This window comes from Salmonella sp. SA14318 (genome assembly GCF_029866905.1).
GTDB classification, from domain to species: domain Bacteria; phylum Pseudomonadota; class Gammaproteobacteria; order Enterobacterales; family Enterobacteriaceae; genus Salmonella; species Salmonella enterica.
The window spans coordinates 1245446-1264208 of sequence record NZ_CP123282.1 but is presented as its reverse complement, the minus strand read 5'-3'; the positions used below and the strand labels follow the sequence as shown (position 1 = coordinate 1264208).

The window sequence follows — 18763 nt, the reverse complement described above, 5'->3', positions numbered from 1 at the left end:
CTGTGCGTCAGATAAGGGTTTCCTGAATGAGAGTCTGACGAATTTCAACGGATTTCTTTTCAGCTTTGTGATGCAGATTTTTCACGTTGTTACATCCATAACGTAAAGCAGAGAAGATCCATTTACAATGCAAGGGTATTTTTATAAGATGCATTTGATATACATCATTAGATTTTCACATAAAGGAAGCACGTATGCTTGACGCACAAACCATCGCTACAGTAAAGGCCACCATTCCCCTGCTGGTTGAAACAGGACCGAAACTGACCGCCCACTTCTACGACCGTATGTTTACGCATAATCCGGAGCTCAAAGAAATCTTCAATATGAGCAACCAGCGTAACGGCGATCAGCGCGAAGCCCTGTTTAATGCTATCGCGGCCTACGCCAGCAATATCGAAAATTTACCGGCGTTGCTGCCGGCGGTAGAAAAAATCGCGCAGAAGCACACCAGCTTCCAGATTAAGCCGGAGCAGTACAACATCGTCGGGACGCATCTGCTGGCGACGCTGGACGAAATGTTCAACCCGGGCCAGGAAGTGCTGGACGCGTGGGGCAAAGCCTATGGCGTACTGGCTAACGTCTTTATTCATCGGGAAGCCGAGATTTATCACGAGAACGCCAGCAAAGACGGCGGCTGGGAAGGCACGCGCCCCTTCCGCATCGTTGCGAAAACCCCGCGTAGCGCACTGATCACCAGCTTTGAGTTTGAACCGGTCGACGGCGGTACGGTGGCGGAATACCGTCCCGGGCAGTATCTGGGCGTCTGGCTGAAGCCGGAAGGTTTTGCGCATCAGGAGATCCGCCAATATTCACTGACCCGTAAACCCGATGGCAAAGGGTACCGTATTGCCGTGAAGCGTGAAGACGGCGGCCAGGTATCAAACTGGTTACACCACCACGCCAGCGTGGGCGATGTGGTGCATCTGGCTGCGCCGGCAGGTGACTTCTTTATGAATGTCGCCGCTGATACCCCCGTTTCGCTGATTTCCGCTGGCGTCGGCCAGACGCCGATGTTGGCGATGCTCGATACGCTGGCGAAAGGACAGCATACCGCGCAGGTGAACTGGTTCCACGCGGCGGAGAACGGCGACGTTCATGCGTTTGCCGACGAAGTGAGCGAGCTGGGCCGTACACTGCCGCGTTTCACTGCCCATACCTGGTACCGCGAGCCGACTGAAGCCGATCGCGCCCAACGCCTCTTCGACAGCGAAGGGCTGATGGATTTAAGCAAACTGGAAGCCGCGATCAGCGATCCGGCAATGCAGTTCTATCTTTGCGGCCCGGTAGGCTTTATGCAGTTTGCCGCAAAACAACTGGTTTCACTTGGCGTGAATAACGAAAACATTCATTACGAATGCTTCGGCCCGCATAAAGTGCTGTAATTGCAAGAAATCCGCTGAAAAAACGGGCGTTATCGTTAAGGCGAACGCCCGTTTTCCTCCCCGTTCTCCTGCTTATTGCGCTGCTTTTTATGCCTTTCTTTTACAAAAAAGGGGAATAAAAAAAGTCTGTGCAAATCGTGTTATTATTAACGTTTGACTTAGCTCGTTAGGGCATCTTTTTATGCAGCAACCTGTTGTACGCATTGGAGAGTGGCTGGTTACACCTTCTGTTAATCAGATCAGTCGTCAGGGACGCCAGATTACTCTTGAACCACGGCTGATCGATCTTCTGATGTATTTTGCGCATCATCCGGATGAAGTGTTAAGCCGGGATAACATTATTGATCATGTCTGGATGCGCACCATCGTGACCAACCATGTTGTCACCCAAAGCATTTCTGAACTACGCAAATCATTAAGAGATGGCGGAGACAGCAATGCTGAATACATCGTTACCGTACCTAAACGCGGCTATAAGCTGACGGCACCGGTTATCTGGTGCGAAGAAAATAGCGATGAGATCGATAATTCATCAACGTCGCCGCCGCCGCCGATCGCAGCGACGAATGCAGAACCGACGGAGGGGGTTCCTGCCGCTGCGCCTGTGCCGCCCGCCTCTTTGCAAACGCCGACTAAAAAGGCGAAAAAGCCGCGTATCGCCGCTTTCTGGACGTGGGTGATGTTCCTGCTCTCGCTGGCGACGCTGGTGGTGTTTATCGTGATGTCGGTGGTAGATCATAATGCCGCGGTAACAAAAACGCGGTTATTACTTAACCCACGAGATATAGATGTTCGTTTTGAAGGCGGCAATTCCTGTAATAACTGGGTCTCGCAGGAGTCCTACGCCATCGGTCTGGGCGGCTTAATCACCGACCTGCTGAACACCTACTCGACCTTTATGGTGCACGATAAAACTAATTACCGGGTCAATGAGCCAAGCAGCTCCGGTAAGACGTTAACCATTCAGTTTGTCAATCAGCGCCACTATCGGGCGCAGCAGTGCTTTATGTCTGTGGTGCTCATTGATAACGCCGATGGTTCAACCATGCTGGATAAGCGTTATTTCGTCACCAATACTAACCAGTTGTCCATCCAGGATGATCTGTTTAATAGCCTGTCTTTCGTTTTAACACAGCCCTGGCCTAATCGAATGCGAGAACAACTGGCCCTGTTCAGAACGCCGCAAAATACCGCGCTGATGCGTTTTTATGAGGCGCGCCAGCTTATTCTGAGCGGCGATGCGCAGGCGCTAGGTAAAGCCAGCGATATTCTGAATGGCATTATTAAGGAAACGCCTGATTTCAACTATGCCTATGAATATAAAGTGCTGGTAGATGTATTACGGCAATCACAACAGCCGTTTGATAAAGAACAAGTGGCTGCGCTGAACGAAGAGTTTAAAAAAATAGATCAAATTCCGGGCGTTGAGAAAACGTCTGTTTATTATAAAATCAAGACCGTTGATCTTTTGGGCAAAGGTGATATCGATGCAGCGTATGAGGAAATCAATAAAAGCATCGAGCTTGAAATGTCGTGGTTTAACTATGTCCTGTTGGGGAAAGTTTACGAAATGAAAGGTGAGAATCGTCTGGCCGCTGATGCCTATCTGACCGCCTTTAATTTACGTCCAGGTGAAAATACGCTGTACTGGATCGAGAACGGCGTATTTCAGACATCCGTTCAGAAAATTGTCCCTTATCTGAATAGTTTTCTGGCAGAAGATTAAATTTAACGCTGAACCATGACAAATAAAAGCGAAAAGATATTAAATTTTTCGCTTTTATTTTGTGAAAAATATGTTGCCAAAAATAGCTTATGTTAATTTTGGCAACATATTCATCGCAAAGAAATGTAAATATAACCCTTTGTAATTAAACGATGTTTATCCTTTCATGATATTTTCCATGATATTTATATGTTAATTCAAAAAAATCAATCTATCAGTTTTTTCATGTTTGTGTTTATTTCACTTTTTCTTTAGGACTTATCTCAACCCATTCGTTAATCTTGTCGACAGTTGAACGGGCACGCAGCATATATGAAGCATAAGCCCGGTTCTTAAAAATACAGCTCAGGAGAAATGAACATGAGTTCTGTCAAAAAGATCGGGCTATTTGCCTGTACTGGCGTCGTTGCCGGTAATATGATGGGGAGCGGGATTGCATTATTACCCGCCAACCTTGCCAGTATTGGTGGCATTGCCATCTGGGGCTGGGTAATTTCTATTATTGGGGCAATGTCGCTGGCTTATGTTTATGCGAGGCTGGCAACCAAAAACCCTCAACAGGGTGGCCCTATCGCTTATGCTGGGGAAATATCTCCGGCGTTTGGTTTCCAGACCGGCGTTCTTTATTATCACGCAAACTGGATTGGTAACTTAGCCATCGGCATTACCGCTGTTTCTTATCTTTCTACGTTCTTCCCGGCATTAAATAATCCAATACCGGCAGGTATTGCCTGTATTGCTATCGTCTGGCTGTTCACCTTTATTAATATGCTGGGTGGGGCCTGGGTCAGCCGCTTGACAACGATTGGCCTATTCCTGGTGCTGATCCCGGTAGTCTTGACCGCAGTCGCCGGCTGGCATTGGTTCGATATCGCGACCTATCACGCGAACTGGAACACGTCCACGACGACCGACTCTCACGCCATTGTTAAAAGTATTCTGCTCTGCCTGTGGGCGTTCGTTGGCGTTGAGTCTGCCGCCGTCAGCACCGGCATGGTGAAAAACCCGAAACGCACCGTACCGCTGGCAACCATGCTGGGTACCGCGCTGGCAGGCATCATCTATATCGCCGCGACTCAGGTTATCGCCGGGATGTTCCCAGCTTCCGTTATGGCCTCTTCCGGCGCGCCGTTCGCTATCAGTACCTCCACGATTCTGGGTGGCTGGGCTGCGCCGCTGGTTTCCGCCTTTACCGCTTTCGCCTGCCTGACGTCTCTGGGCTCCTGGATGATGCTGGTCGGCCAGGCTGGGGTTCGCGCCGCCAACGACGGCAACTTCCCGAAAATTTACGGTGAAATGGATAAAAACGGTATTCCGAAAAAAGGTCTGCTGTTGGCTGCGGTGAAAATGACGGCGCTGATGATTCTGATCACCATCATGAACTCCAGCGGCGGTAAAGCGTCCGACCTGTTCGGCGAACTGACCGGGATTGCCGTACTGCTTACCATGCTGCCGTACTTCTACTCCTGTGTTGACCTGATTCGCTTCGAAGGGTTCAACATCCGTAACTCGGTAAGCCTGATTTGTTCTGTACTGGGCTGCGCATTTTGCTTCATCGCACTGATGGGCGCCAGCTCCTTCGAACTCTCCGGCACCTTTATCGTCAGTCTGATCATCCTGATGTTCTACGGTCGCAAAATGCACCAGCGCCAGAACAACGACAGCGACAACAATACGGCTGAAGCGCTTTAACCGCTAACTCCTTTTTCTCAAAGCCCCTTTCGTCACCTGCTATAGCGTAGCGGGAGGGGCCCACTTTACCAGGAACAAGACTATGAACGTTATTGCTATCATGAACCACATGGGCGTCTACTTTAAAGAAGAGCCTATTCGTGAACTGCATCGTGCACTGGAAGGTTTAAATTTCCGTATCGTCTATCCAAACGACCGAGAAGACCTGCTGAAGCTGATTGAAAATAACTCCCGCCTTTGCGGCGTCATTTTCGACTGGGATAAATATAACCTTGAGCTTTGCGAAGAGATTAGCAAGCTGAACGAGTATATGCCGCTGTACGCCTTCGCCAACAGCTACTCTACGCTGGACGTCAGCCTCAACGATCTGAGAATGCAGGTTCGCTTCTTTGAATATGCTTTAGGCGCCGCAGCCGATATCGCGGCGAAAATTCGCCAGAATACCGATGAATACATCGACAATATTCTGCCGCCGCTGACAAAAGCACTGTTCAAATATGTGCGCGAAGGGAAATATACTTTCTGTACGCCTGGCCACATGGGCGGGACCGCTTTCCAGAAAAGCCCCGTCGGCAGCATCTTTTATGATTTCTTCGGCCCGAACACGATGAAATCCGATATTTCGATTTCCGTTTCTGAACTGGGTTCGCTGCTGGACCACTCCGGCCCGCATAAAGAAGCGGAAGAGTATATCGCCCGCGTCTTTAACGCCGAACGTAGCTACATGGTGACGAACGGCACCTCTACGGCGAACAAAATCGTCGGTATGTACTCCGCGCCGGCAGGCAGCACGGTACTGATTGACCGTAACTGCCATAAATCGCTGACCCATCTGATGATGATGAGCGACATTACGCCGATTTATTTCCGCCCAACCCGTAACGCCTACGGTATTCTTGGCGGTATTCCGCAAAGCGAGTTCCAGCACGCCACTATCGCTAAACGGGTAAAAGAGACGCCTAACGCAACCTGGCCGGTCCATGCTGTTATTACTAACTCAACCTATGACGGTCTGTTGTATAACACTGACTACATCAAGAAAACTCTGGATGTGAAGTCCATTCATTTTGACTCCGCCTGGGTGCCTTACACCAATTTCTCCCCTATTTATCAGGGTAAATGCGGTATGAGCGGCGACCGTGTAGAAGGCAAAATCATTTATGAAACCCAGTCCACGCATAAACTGCTGGCGGCGTTTTCACAGGCATCCATGATTCATGTTAAAGGCGACATTAACGAAGAAACCTTTAACGAAGCCTACATGATGCATACCACCACTTCTCCGCACTACGGTATCGTAGCGTCTACTGAAACCGCAGCGGCGATGATGAAAGGTAATGCGGGTAAACGCCTGATTAACGGCTCTATTGAACGTGCGATTAAATTCCGTAAAGAAATTAAACGCCTGAAAAGCGAATCTGACGGCTGGTTCTTTGACGTATGGCAGCCGGAACATATCGATGGAGCTGAGTGCTGGCCGCTGCGTTCAGATAGCGCATGGCATGGCTTCAAAAATATCGATAACGAACACATGTACCTCGACCCGATCAAAGTCACTATCCTGACGCCGGGGATGAAGAAAGACGGTACGATGGATGAATTCGGTATTCCGGCAAGTCTGGTCGCCAAATATCTCGATGAACGCGGCATCATCGTAGAAAAAACCGGTCCATACAACCTGCTGTTCCTGTTCAGCATTGGTATCGACAAAACCAAAGCTCTGAGCCTGCTGCGCGCGCTCACTGAATTTAAACGCGCCTTTGACCTGAACCTGCGCGTCAAAAACATTCTGCCGGCACTGTACCGCGAAGCGCCTGAGTTTTATGAAAATATGCGCATCCAGGAACTGGCGCAGAATATTCATAAACTGGTCGAACATCATAATCTGCCGGACTTAATGTACCGTGCGTTTGAAGTGCTGCCGAAAATGGTGATGACGCCGTATACTGCGTTCCAGAAAGAGCTGCATGGCGAAACGGAAGAGGTGTATCTTGAAGAGATGGTTGGTCGCGTCAACGCCAACATGATCCTTCCTTACCCTCCGGGAGTGCCGCTGGTGATGCCTGGTGAAATGATCACCGAGGAAAGCCGTCCGGTACTGGAATTCCTGCAAATGCTGTGCGAAATCGGCGCCCACTATCCGGGCTTCGAAACCGATATCCACGGCGCCTATCGTCAGGCAGACGGACGTTACACCGTTAAGGTGCTGAAAGAAAATACGAAATAAGTACCAAAGGGAAGTGGCTTGCCACTTCCCTTTTTTCACGCAGCAAGGAGACTTTATGAAAACACCCTCACAACCGCGCGCGATTTTTTACATCGTGGCGATTCAAATTTGGGAATACTTCAGCTTTTACGGCATGCGTGCCTTACTCATCCTTTATCTTACCCACCAGCTTGGTTTTAATGACAGCCACGCGATCAACCTCTTCAGCGCCTACGCCTCTTTAGTTTACGTTACCCCTATTCTTGGCGGCTGGCTTGCCGACCGCCTGCTTGGCAACCGCGTGGCGGTTATCACCGGCGCCCTGTTGATGACGCTGGGTCATGTGGTATTGGGCTTAGAATCTGATTCAACGCTGAGTTTATATGCGGCGCTGGCCATTATTATCTGCGGCTACGGCTTGTTTAAATCCAATATTAGCTGTCTGCTGGGCGAACTTTACGCCCCTGATGACAACCGCCGCGACGGGGGATTCTCGCTGCTCTACGCCGCCGGGAATATTGGATCGATAGCCGCGCCGATCGCCTGTGGTCTGGCGGCGCAGTGGTATGGCTGGCATGTCGGCTTTGCGCTGGCGGGCGTGGGAATGTTCATCGGCCTGCTCATCTTTTTAAGCGGTCATCGCCACTTTCAGCAGACGCGTGGGGTTAATCGCCCCGCGCTGCGGGCGGTTAAATTCGCCCTTCCAACCTGGGGTTGGCTGGTATTAATGCTGTGTATCGCGCCGGTATTCTTCACCCTCCTGCTGGAAAATAACTGGTCTGGCTATGTGCTGGCCATTGTCTGCGTCTTCGCGGCGCAACTTATCGCCCGTATTATGGTTAAATTTCCCGAACACCGTCGCGCCTTGTGGCAAATCGTTCTGTTAATGATCACCGGCACTCTCTTTTGGGTTCTGGCGCAGCAGGGCGGAAGTTCGATCAGTTTATTCATCGACCGTTTTGTCAACCGCCACTGGCTGAATATGACCGTCCCCACCGCATTGTTCCAGTCGGTCAATGCGATTGCGGTGATGGCGGCGGGCGTGGTGCTGGCGTGGCTGAGCAGCCCGAAAGAGAGCGCCCGCTCGGTGCTGCGCGTCTGGCTTAAATTTGCCGTGGGGCTGGTATTGATGGGCGGCGGTTTTATGCTGTTGGCGCTAAACGCGCATCAGGCCCGGTTAGACGGGCAGGCATCAATGGGAATGATGATCGCAGGGCTGGCGCTGATGGGCTTTGCAGAGCTGTTTATTGATCCGGTCGCGATGGCGCAAATTACCCGCCTCAACCTGCCTGGCGTCACGGGTGTACTGACCGGTATTTATATGCTGGCGACCGGCGCGGTCGCTAACTGGCTGGCTGGCGTCGTCGCGCAACAAACCACGGAATCGCAAATTAGTGATACGGCGGTAGCCGCCTACGGACACTTTTTCTCGCAAATGGGCGAGTGGACGCTAAGTTGCGTGGCGCTGATCGTCGCCATTGTCGGCCTGAGATGGGTTTGCACCCGGACAACATCGGCGCTACCGCAGGGCGATTAAACGGTGGTTCGCTGCCCACAAGGAGGGGACGGGCAGCGAATCGGCACATCAGATAGCCGCGTCGTCTTCTTCGCCAGTACGGATACGAATAACGCGGGCGACATCAAAGACAAAGATCTTACCGTCGCCGATTTTCCCCGTCTGCGCGGTACGAATGATGGTGTCAACACAGGTATCCACGATGTCGTCAGGCACAACGATTTCAATTTTTACCTTCGGCAGAAAATCCACCATATATTCCGCGCCGCGATACAGCTCGGTGTGGCCTTTTTGACGGCCAAAGCCTTTGACTTCGGTGACCGTCATGCCGGTAATACCTACCTCGGCCAGCGCTTCACGGACATCGTCCAGCTTGAAGGGTTTAATAATCGCATCAATCTTTTTCATGCTATTCCTTGAAAAGGTCGCCTGTGTTTTGATCGGTTAAACGTAACATATTTCGCGCTACTTTACGGCATGAAAACTACTCTTTGAAATCATTCGCATCCAGTTCGTGACGGGAGAGTAGCTTATAGAATTCCGTGCGGTTGCGCCCCGCCATCCTTGCCGCGTGCGTCACGTTACCTTTGGTAATTTGCAGTAACTTGCGCAGATAGTTCAGTTCAAATTGGTTTCGCGCTTCGGCAAAGGTGGGCAGCGCGGTGTTTTCGCCTTCCAGCGCCTGTTCGATCAACGCATCGCTGATCACCGGCGAAGAGGTTAACGCCACGCATTGTTCAATGACGTTGACCAGTTGGCGCACGTTGCCCGGCCAGCTTGCCGTCATCAGCCGTTTCATTGCATCAGTAGAAAAGGCGCGAACAAACGGTTTATGCCGCTGTGCCGACTGTCTGAGCAGATGATTAGCCAGCAGCGGAATATCCTCGGTACGCTCCGCCAGCGCCGGAATTTTCAGGCTCACGACATTCAGCCGGTAGTACAAATCTTCACGAAATTCGCCCCGCGCCATCGCCTTCGGCAGATCGCGGTGCGTTGCGGAAATAATTCGCACGTCGATATCAATATCGCGATTGCTACCCAGCGGCCTGACTTTGCGCTCCTGTAACACCCGCAGCAGCTTCACCTGTAACGGCGCGGGCATATCGCCAATTTCATCCAGAAACAGCGTGCCGCCTTCCGCCGCCTGGAACAACCCTTCACGATTGCTCACTGCGCCGGTAAAGGCGCCGCGCGCATGGCCGAATAATTCGGACTCCAGCAACTGTTCCGGCAACGCGCCGCAGTTGATGGCGACAAACGGCTTGTTACTGCGCGGGCTGGCATTATGAATCGCCTGTGCGAAAATCTCTTTCCCGGTGCCGCTTTGTCCGTTAATCAATACGCTGACATCCGACTGCGCGACCATGCGCGCCTGTTCAAGCAGTCGCAGCATCAGCGGGCTACGGGTAACGATAGCGTTGCGCCAGCTATCGTCCGTCGCGGGAGCGGACTGTTCCAGCGCTTCATCTATCGCTTTATATAACGCGTCTCTGTCGATCGGCTTCGTCAAAAAGCTGAATACGCCTTTCTGGGTAGCGGCCACCGCATCCGGAATGGAACCATGCGCCGTCAGAATGATAACCGGCATTCCTGGCTGTACTTTCTGAATTTCTGTGAACAGTTGCATACCATCCATTTCGTCCATGCGCAGGTCGCTTATTACCAGATCCACTTTTTCCCGATGTAGTACCCGTAGTCCTTCCTGGCCGCTCTCTGCGGTCACGACGCTGTATCCTTCACTGGTCAGGCGCATACCGAGCAATTTCAGTAATCCGGGATCGTCATCGACCAGCAGCAGGTGCGCCGGTTTACGGCTTATCATGGCGTTACCTCATCTTGTGACGGCGACGGCGCCGCGCCATCTTCAGACGTCGCGGGTTTGTCATTCGTATGCGGCGTATCGGCGTTGTAATTCCCTGCCGGTTTTCGTGTCGAAAGCTGGCGCTCAATATCGGTTAAACTCTCCAGCTTACGGGTGGTAAGATCGAGCTGCGTTTGCAAGGCCTGTTGCTGCTGGCGCAGCGCATCCAGCTCACTATCTGACGTTTGCTGGAGTTTGCTATAACGCTGACGTTCGGCAGAAAGTGCTAATTGCAGCGCCTGACCGTCATGCCAGATTTGGTAGACGGGCCGTACCTGAGCCGGTATTTGCGCGCTTAACGCCTCCAGACGGGTCACGATGGCGCGCCGCTCCGGCGGCGTAATTTTTGCATCCGCCAGTAAAATCCCGCGCCTGAAGGCATTCTGCCAGTTATCATCCGTCAACGCGCGCGCCTCTGCGCGCGACTGAACCGGCATCAGACGATCGGCGCAGTCAATCGTGCGTAGCCAGTACAGCGGATTCGTCTCCACCGCCTGCCCGCGTAGCGACCAGATATCCGCGCACGCCGTCGGGAGATAATCCGCCAGTTGATAATGGGGGAGCGTGTCCTGCGCTGCGCTACCGGGCAGTTGCTGTGAAGCATGGGGAACACATGCGGTCAGCGCCAGACACGATATGCCCACCGGTATTCCCCACCGCAAAAGGCATCGTTTAATAGTTTGGACGAAAACGTGTGACATACGCACCAGGCTTAAATTCATATTAGTGTTTGTCAGATGCAGGCAATGGCAGCGAGATGCGAAAACAGACTTCCTGCGCGTTGTCATCCACCAGTTGGATCTCTCCCTGCATTCGACGAATACAATCTCTGGCGATACTCAGCCCTAACCCACTGCCTTTTACCGCCCCTTTTCGCTGGTGGCTTCCCTGGAAAAAAGGCTCAAAAATCATTTCTCTTTCGGTTTGCGGAATCGGCTCGCCGCTATTAACCACATCGATATAAACCGTGGAGCCCTGAGAGCGACTACGGATACAAATGTTACCGGATTCAGCGCCATAGTGCACCGCGTTGGAATAGAGATTATCCAGCACGCTCATCAGCAACATGGGCTCTGCTATGCAGCGTTCGGCCTCCAGGTCGACATCGGTATGCATCATTTTAGCGCGGGCAGGCAAACTGTGGGCGGAAACCACCATATCCACAAGCGGCGCGATATCGACCGCTTCCAGCTCTGTGGCACTGTCTACCAGTTTCCGGTTGTAATCAAGCAATTGCTCAATCAATTTTTGTAAATTACGACTGCTGTCATCCAGAATATCGACCACCTCTTTTTGCTCCGGCGTCAGCGGCCCAACCACCTGATCGGCCAGCAGCTCTGTCCCCTCGCGCATACTGGCCAGCGGGGTTTTCAGCTCATGGGACAGATGACGTAGAAACTGATGGCGCTGGGATTCCAGCCACGCCAGACGCTCACTCAGCCAGATAATGCGCTGCCCCACCGATCGTAATTCACGCGGACCGGTAAAGGTGACGGTATTCCCCAAAGAACGGCCTTCGCCCAGGCGATTAATCATCCGTTCAATTCCTTTCACCGGCCCGATAATCATGCGGGTAAAAAGTAGCACCATCGCCAGGCTCACCAGAAATAGCACCAGCGCCTGCCAGCCGAAAAATTGTCCGCGCTCGGCGATTTCTTGTTGTAACTGCTGCCCGCGCGAGTAAACCACAGTACGCGTCGCCTGCACCATTTCCGTATTCGCGTTGGCAAAGGCCTCCAGACGCGCGGCCGCTGCCGCTTCCGGGCCGCTATCTTTACACTGCAATTGCGCCAGCGCGTTTAAATCCTGGCGTAACGCCTGATACAACTTATCATCCGGCAAGACGCCGGCATGGGCGTCCAGCATATCGCTATAGCGCTTACGCTGGCTTTGATACACTTTTGCCAGCGTCGGATCGTCAAGCACGCAATACTGTCGGTAGCTTCGCTCCATCTCCAGCGCGACGTTGGTCATCGCCTCGCTGCGCCGGGCGTCAATAAGCGTGCTGCGGTTAGTCACCGCAGCCTGATCGCTTAACGCGTTAAGGCTTTGCCACGCCTGCCAGGCCAGAACCAGCAACGGCAGCAGGATCAGCAAAAAGGCCAGCATGACCAATTGTCGTAAAGAACGGGGGAAAACAGACCAGCGCTTCAACGTGTCGCTCACATAAAAGAAGAATAAAAAAGATGCTAACCGAGGGAAGCGCCAGATACAACAAAGCCGGGCTAAACCCGGCTTTGTTATGGAATAAGGCGGTGCCTAACTCGACGTTTCGCCCGGAGGTTGATAAAGCTACGCTATTATCAGAAGTTGGACGGCAGGCACCTTGTTGTGCGTCATTCGAAGTTTATGTAGCGCGTCCCTAAGGGGCTGACATAAGAAGGTGAATGAGCCACTGGTTATCATTATGCAGTAATTGTGCCAGGTTGCAAAACAATTAATTAACATGATGATTTTAATATATTTTATAACTTAACCTCACTCTGGCGCTAACGAGCAAAACTTAAGCAATATGTCGCCAAAAGGCAACACTAAACACCATCACCTTAATATTAATCGAAAAACAATGAGTTAAGTGTCACCTTTTAGCGACACTGTATTTAGGGTGATGTCGGCATTTCGCGACACCACCCAAATACGGGACGGCGATGAATGGAACTACCCTAGCTGCTTACGCGCATTACGGAAGATACGCATCCACGGGCTATCCTCGCCCCAGTTTTCCGGGTGCCAGGAGTTGGCGACGGTGCGGAATACGCGTTCCGGATGCGGCATCATAATCGTCACCCGACCATTTTCGGTCGTCACCGCCGTGATGCCGTTCGGCGAACCGTTCGGGTTAGCCGGATAGGTTTCGGTCACCTTACCAAAGTTATCAACGTAGCGCAGGGCGACCAGGCCTTTGCTCTCAAGCGCGGCAAGATGCGCATCGTCCCGCACCTCAACGCGCCCTTCCCCATGGGAAACCGCAATCGGCATCTGTGATCCTACCATTCCTTGCAGCAGCAGCGATGGGCTTTGCGTCACTTCCACCAGGCTGAAGCGGGCTTCGAAGCGGTCAGAATGGTTACGTACAAAACGCGGCCACAGTTCGCTGCCCGGGATCAGCTCGCGCAGATTCGACATCATCTGGCAACCGTTGCACACCCCAAGCGCCAGCGTCTGCGGACGATGGAAAAAGGTTTCGAATTCGTCGCGCACCCGATGGTTAAACAGAATGGATTTCGCCCAGCCTTCGCCCGCCCCCAGCACGTCGCCGTAGGAAAAGCCGCCGCAAGCCACCAGCGCATGGAAGTTACCCAGACCGATACGACCGCCCAGCAGGTCGCTCATATGGACGTCAATCGCGTCAAAGCCCGCACGATGGAACGCCGCCGCCATCTCCACGTGAGAGTTCACCCCCTGCTCGCGCAGTACAGCGACTTTCGGTCGTGCGCCTGTCGCAATGTACGGCGCGGCGATATCTTCATTAATATCAAACGACAGCTTCACGTTGAGGCCCGGATCGGCATCATTCGCTTTCGCCTCATGTTCCTGGTCAGCACATTGCGGATTGTCGCGCAGACGCTGCATCTGCCAGGTGGTTTCCGCCCACCAGACACGCAGCGTAGTGCGGCTTTCGCTGAATACCGTCTGGTCATTAGCGGTAATCACAAAGCGATCGCCAGCCAGGGCCTGACCAAGGTAGTGGACGCAGTCAGCAAGGCCGTACTGCGCCAACAGCGCTTCGACCGCGTCTCTGTCTTCAGCGCGTACCTGAATCACGCCGCCCAGCTCCTCGTTGAACAGTGCGGCCAGATGGTCATCGCCCAGCGCAGCGATATCGACCTGCACGCCGCAGTGGCCGGCAAAGGCCATCTCGGCCAGCGTCACCAGCAGACCGCCGTCGGAACGGTCGTGCCAGGCCAGTAATTTACGCGCAGCGACCAGCGCCTGCATGGCGTCATAGAAGCCTTTCAGTTGCGCGACGTCACGCACGTCCGCGGGTTTGTCGCCAAGCTGACGATAGACCTGCGCCAGCGCCGTTGCGCCCAGCGCGTTGTGGCCCTTGCCAAGATCGATCAGCAGCAAGGCGTTATCTTCCGTTGACAGCTGCGGCGTAAGGGTGTGACGCACGTCTTCCACGCGGGCAAACGCGGAAATAACCAGCGACAGCGGCGAGGTCATTTCGCGCTGTTCGTTGCCTTCCTGCCAGCGGGTTTTCATCGACATCGAATCTTTGCCCACCGGAATCGTCAGGCCAAGCTGCGGACAGAGTTCCTCTCCCACCGCTTTAACCGCGTCATACAAACCGGCATCTTCGCCAGGATGACCGGCTGCCGCCATCCAGTTAGCGGAAAGCTTAATGCGCTTGATATCGCCAATCTGCGTCGCGGCAATGTTAGTCAACGCTTCACCGACGGCCAGACGGGCGGAGGCGGCAAAGTCCAGCAGCGCCACCGGCGCGCGCTCGCCAATCGACATCGCTTCGCCGTAGTAGCTGTCGAGGCTGGCGGTAGTGACCGCGCAGTCAGCCACCGGGACCTGCCACGGGCCAACCATCTGGTCACGCGCCACCATACCGGTGACGGTACGGTCGCCAATAGTGACAAGGAAGGTTTTTTCCGCCACGGTCGGCAGATGCAGAACACGATTTACCGCGTCGGCAATAGTGATATCCGCGCGGTTCAGCGCATCGCCTTTCGCCTTCAATGTTTGCACATCGCGGGTCATTTTCGGCGTTTTGCCCAGCAGGACATCCAGCGGCAGGTCGATCGGCTGATTGTCGAAATGGTTATCATGCAACGAGAGATGCTGTTCTTCGGTAGCGTCGCCAATGACCGCATACGGCGCGCGTTCGCGCTTACACAGTTCGTCGAACAGCGGCAACTGGTCAGCCGCGACCGCCAGCACATAGCGCTCCTGGGATTCGTTACACCAGATTTCCAGCGGGCTCATGCCTGGCTCGTCGCTAAGAATGTCGCGCAGTTCGAACTTCCCGCCGCGCCCGCCGTCGCTCACCAGCTCCGGCATCGCATTGGAGAGACCGCCCGCGCCCACATCATGGATAAACAAGATTGGGTTGGCGTCGCCCAACTGCCAGCAGCGGTCGATCACCTCCTGGCAGCGGCGTTCCATTTCCGGGTTGTCGCGCTGAACAGAGGCAAAATCGAGATCCGCATCAGACTGGCCGGAAGCCATTGACGATGCCGCGCCGCCGCCGAGGCCGATATTCATCGCCGGGCCGCCAAGGACGATCAGCTTCGCGCCCACGACGATCTCGCCTTTCTGCACGTGATCGGCGCGAATATTACCGATCCCGCCCGCCAGCATGATCGGCTTATGGTAGCCGCGCAGCTCTTCGCCGTTGTGGCTGTTCACTTTCTCTTCATAAGTACGGAAGTAACCGGTCAGCGCCGGGCGACCAAATTCGTTGTTAAACGCCGCGCCGCCCAGCGGACCTTCGGTCATGATATCCAGCGCGGTGACAATACGTTCCGGCTTGCCAAAATCCTCTTCCCACGGCTGTTCAAAGCCCGGAATACGCAGGTTGGAAACGGAGAAGCCCACCAGCCCGGCTTTTGGTTTCGCGCCACGCCCGGTGGCGCCTTCATCACGAATTTCGCCGCCGGAACCGGTCGCCGCCCCCGGCCACGGAGAGATAGCGGTTGGGTGGTTATGCGTTTCGACCTTCATCAGAATGTGCGCGGGCTCCTGATGAAAATCGTAACGGCCGGTATTGTGGTCGGCGAAGTAGCGCCCCACCGCAGATCCTTCCATCACCGCGGCATTGTCTTTATAGGCAGAGAGCACATAGTCCGGCGTGGTTTCGAAGGTGTTTTTAATCATTTTAAACAGCGACTTCGGCTGCGGTTTACCGTCGATAATCCAGTCGGCATTAAAAATCTTGTGGCGGCAGTGCTCGGAGTTCGCCTGGGCGAACATGTACAATTCGATATCGTTCGGGTTGCGCCCCAGTTTGGTAAACGCCTCCTGCAAATAGTCGATTTCATCTTCCGCCAGCGCCAGACCAAGACGCAGGTTGGCGTCAATTAACGCCTGACGGCCTTCTCCCAGCAGATCGACACTGGAAACCGGCGCAGGCTGATGGTGGATAAACAGTTTTTCCGCATCGGTTAAAGAAGAGAACACCGTCTCCATCATACGGTCGTGCAGCTCTGCGGCCACTTGTCGCCACTGTTCCGCCGTCAACGTCGAAGCCTCGATATAGTACGCTACGCCGCGCTCCAGCCGATCAACCTGTTGCAGGCCGCAGTTGTGGGCGATATCCGTTGCTTTTGAAGACCAGGGGGAGATGGTACCAGGACGCGGTGTGACCAACAGGAGTTTACCCGCCGGCGTATGGCTGCTAAGCGCCGGGCCGTATTGCAGCAGACGGGTAAGCTGCGCCTGCTCGCTATCATTTAACGGGGCGTTCAGGTCAGCAAAATGGACATACTCAGCGTATATATTGTGGACCTGGAGGTTGGCAGCCTGAAAGCGCGCCAGCAGTTTATTGATACGGAATGCAGACAGTGCAGGCGAACCACGCAGAATTTCCATCATAAGTCTCTCGTCTTCTAAGCTTCGGTGTGCGCAAGGGGGGAAACGGCCGTCATTATAAAGAATCTGACGCGTCGACGAAACCGTTTGCGTAGAAATAAAATCACCGCTTTTTCTTGTCATACGGTGCGGCTATCGTTGCGAATAAGTTGCCAACTGGCGCATTGTTACGCAAAATGCCGCTCATTAATGACTTATCTATTGCAGCAAAACATCTTTTTCAGCCCGAGGCAACGCACGATCCAGAGAATTAACTAATTGAAAAAATTAAAGATTAATTATCTGTTCATCGGCATATTGACGCTGCTGCTGGCAGCAGCCCTTTGGCCCTCAATCCCCTGGTTCGGTAAAACCGAAAACCATATCGCCGCGATTCAAGCCCGGGGGGTACTGCGCGTCAGTACGATCGACTCGCCATTAACCTATTCCGTTATCAACGGTAAAAAATATGGTCTGGACTATGAACTGGCGCAGCAGTTCGCCAACTATCTCGGCGTGAAGCTGAAAGTGACGGTGCGCCAGAATATCAGCCAGTTGTTTGACGATCTGGATAACGGCAATGCCGACCTGCTCGCGGCAGGGCTGGTCTACGACAGCGCACGCGTTAAAAACTATCAGCCCGGTCCCATGTATTACTCGGTTTCGCAACAGCTCGTCTACCGGGTCGGACAATATCGCCCACGTTCGCTGGCGACCGTTAACGAGAATCAGCTTACCATTGCGCCAGGGCACGTCGTGGTCAATGATTTACAGCGTTTAAAAGAGACAAAGTTTCCCGACCTGAGCTGGAAAGTGGATGATAAAAAAGGCTCGACGACGCTGCTGGAAGAGGTCATCAGCGGCAAACTGGATTACACCATTGCCGATTCAGTGGCGATCAGTCTGTTTCAGCGCGTTCATCCCGAGCTGGCCGTGGCGCTGGACGTCACGGATGAACAGCCCGTGACCTGGTTTAGCCGACTGGACGACGATAATACGCTCTCCGCCGCGCTGCTCGATTTTTTCAATTCGATCAATGAAGACGGGTCGTTGGCGCGGATCGAAGAGAAATATCTGGGGCATGGCGATGATTTCGACTACGTTGATACCCGCTCTTTCCTGCGAGCGGTGGATAACGTCCTGCCGGAGCTGGAGCCGTTATTTAAAAAATATGCCAAAGAGATAGACTGGCGCCTGCTGGCGGCGATCTCTTATCAGGAATCACACTGGGACCCGCTGGCGACCTCGCCAACCGGCGTGCGCGGCCTGATGATGCTGACTAAAAATACCGCCCAAAGTCTGGGGCTGACCGACCGTACCGATGCGGAGCAAAGCATCAGCGGCGGCGCTCGCTATCTTGAAGATATGATGGCTAAAGTTCCCGAAACCGTTCCGGAAGACGAGCGTATCTGGTTTGCCTTAGCCGCCTACAATATGGGTTATGCGCACATGCTCGATGCCAGATCGCTGACGGTAAAAACCAAAGGCAATCCGGATAGCTGGACCGATGTGAAGCAGCGTTTGCCTCTGTTAAGCCAAAAACCGTATTACAGTAAGCTAACCTACGGTTACGCGCGTGGACATGAGGCTTATGCTTATGTGGAAAATATCCGTAAATACCAGATAAGTTTAGTGGGGTATTTGCAGGAAAAAGAAAAGCAGGAAGCGGAAGCCATGAAACTGGCGCAGGATTACCCGGCGGTGTCGCCGGAGGAGCTGAATAAAGCCCCCTTCCCCCTCCTGTCGTTTTTATCGCAGTCATCAGGCTACCTGACGCATTCGCCGTCTTTACTGTTTACGCCGCAGAAGAAAGAAGAAAAATAGCGCGATGGTCTTATCGGATGGCGACGCGCAA

12 protein-coding genes are annotated in these 18763 nt (G+C 53.3%); 7 read left to right on the top strand and 5 right to left on the bottom strand.

Annotated features, from left to right (window positions below; translation table 11 throughout):
• The first annotated feature begins 194 nt into the window (after nt 1-194).
• From hmpA to dtpD, 5 genes are all read left to right on the top strand, one after another.
• Nucleotides 195-1385, top strand: a complete 1191-nt coding sequence (hmpA, locus tag QEN32_RS05980; protein ID WP_000883151.1) for an NO-inducible flavohemoprotein — start codon at nt 195-197, stop codon at nt 1383-1385.
• Nucleotides 1386-1566: 181 nt separating this feature from the next.
• The gene (gene cadC, locus QEN32_RS05975; RefSeq protein ID WP_053258931.1) at nt 1567-3111 is read left to right on the top strand and encodes a lysine decarboxylation/transport transcriptional activator CadC; all 1545 of its coding nucleotides are present in this window, start codon (nt 1567-1569) and stop codon (nt 3109-3111) included.
• 360 nt (nt 3112-3471) lie between these two features.
• Nucleotides 3472-4803: a cadaverine/lysine antiporter gene (gene cadB, locus QEN32_RS05970; RefSeq protein WP_000100008.1), complete on the top strand. Its 1332-nt coding sequence runs from the start codon at nt 3472-3474 to the stop codon at nt 4801-4803.
• 82 nt (nt 4804-4885) lie between these two features.
• A complete protein-coding gene (gene cadA, locus QEN32_RS05965) occupies nt 4886-7030 on the top strand; it encodes a lysine decarboxylase CadA (RefSeq protein WP_001100652.1) in 2145 nt (714 codons plus the stop codon).
• Between the two features lie 55 nt (nt 7031-7085).
• Nucleotides 7086-8546 carry a dipeptide permease DtpD gene (gene dtpD, locus QEN32_RS05960; protein WP_000856793.1) on the top strand — a complete coding sequence of 487 codons (1461 nt, stop codon included), beginning with the start codon at nt 7086-7088 and terminating at the stop codon, nt 8544-8546.
• Nucleotides 8547-8594: 48 nt separating this feature from the next.
• On the opposite strand, the gene glnB is transcribed toward dtpD, so the two are convergent.
• The 5 genes from glnB to purL all read right to left on the bottom strand — a co-directional run bounded on the left by glnB (nt 8595) and on the right by purL (nt 16932).
• The gene (glnB, locus tag QEN32_RS05955) at nt 8595-8933 is read right to left on the bottom strand and encodes a nitrogen regulatory protein P-II (RefSeq protein ID WP_000717694.1); all 339 of its coding nucleotides are present in this window, start codon (nt 8931-8933) and stop codon (nt 8595-8597) included.
• 76 nt (nt 8934-9009) lie between these two features.
• On the bottom strand, nt 9010-10344 hold the full coding sequence (glrR, locus tag QEN32_RS05950) for a two-component system response regulator GlrR (protein ID WP_312038676.1): 1335 nt from the start codon (nt 10342-10344) through the stop codon (nt 9010-9012).
• Nucleotides 10344-11108: a two-component system QseEF-associated lipoprotein QseG gene (gene qseG, locus QEN32_RS05945; protein WP_001054239.1), complete on the bottom strand. Its 765-nt coding sequence runs from the start codon at nt 11106-11108 to the stop codon at nt 10344-10346. Before qseG ends, glrR begins: the two co-directional genes overlap by 1 nt.
• Nucleotide 11109: 1 nt before the next feature.
• On the bottom strand, nt 11110-12540 hold the full coding sequence (gene qseE, locus QEN32_RS05940; RefSeq protein WP_001670672.1) for a two component system sensor histidine kinase QseE/GlrK: 1431 nt from the start codon (nt 12538-12540) through the stop codon (nt 11110-11112).
• 504 nt (nt 12541-13044) lie between these two features.
• The gene (purL, locus tag QEN32_RS05935; protein WP_000970047.1) at nt 13045-16932 is read right to left on the bottom strand and encodes a phosphoribosylformylglycinamidine synthase; all 3888 of its coding nucleotides are present in this window, start codon (nt 16930-16932) and stop codon (nt 13045-13047) included.
• Nucleotides 16933-16956: 24 nt separating this feature from the next.
• Between purL and QEN32_RS05930 the strand changes: the two genes are divergently transcribed.
• Complete coding sequence (locus tag QEN32_RS05930; protein ID WP_001667158.1) at nt 16957-17187, top strand: hypothetical protein; 231 nt, start codon at nt 16957-16959, stop codon at nt 17185-17187.
• Nucleotides 17188-18732 (top strand): membrane-bound lytic murein transglycosylase MltF, encoded by a 1545-nt coding sequence (gene mltF / locus QEN32_RS05925; protein WP_000734249.1) that lies wholly within the window; start codon nt 17188-17190, stop codon nt 18730-18732. It abuts the gene before it with no gap.
• Nucleotides 18733-18763: the final 31 nt, after the last annotated feature.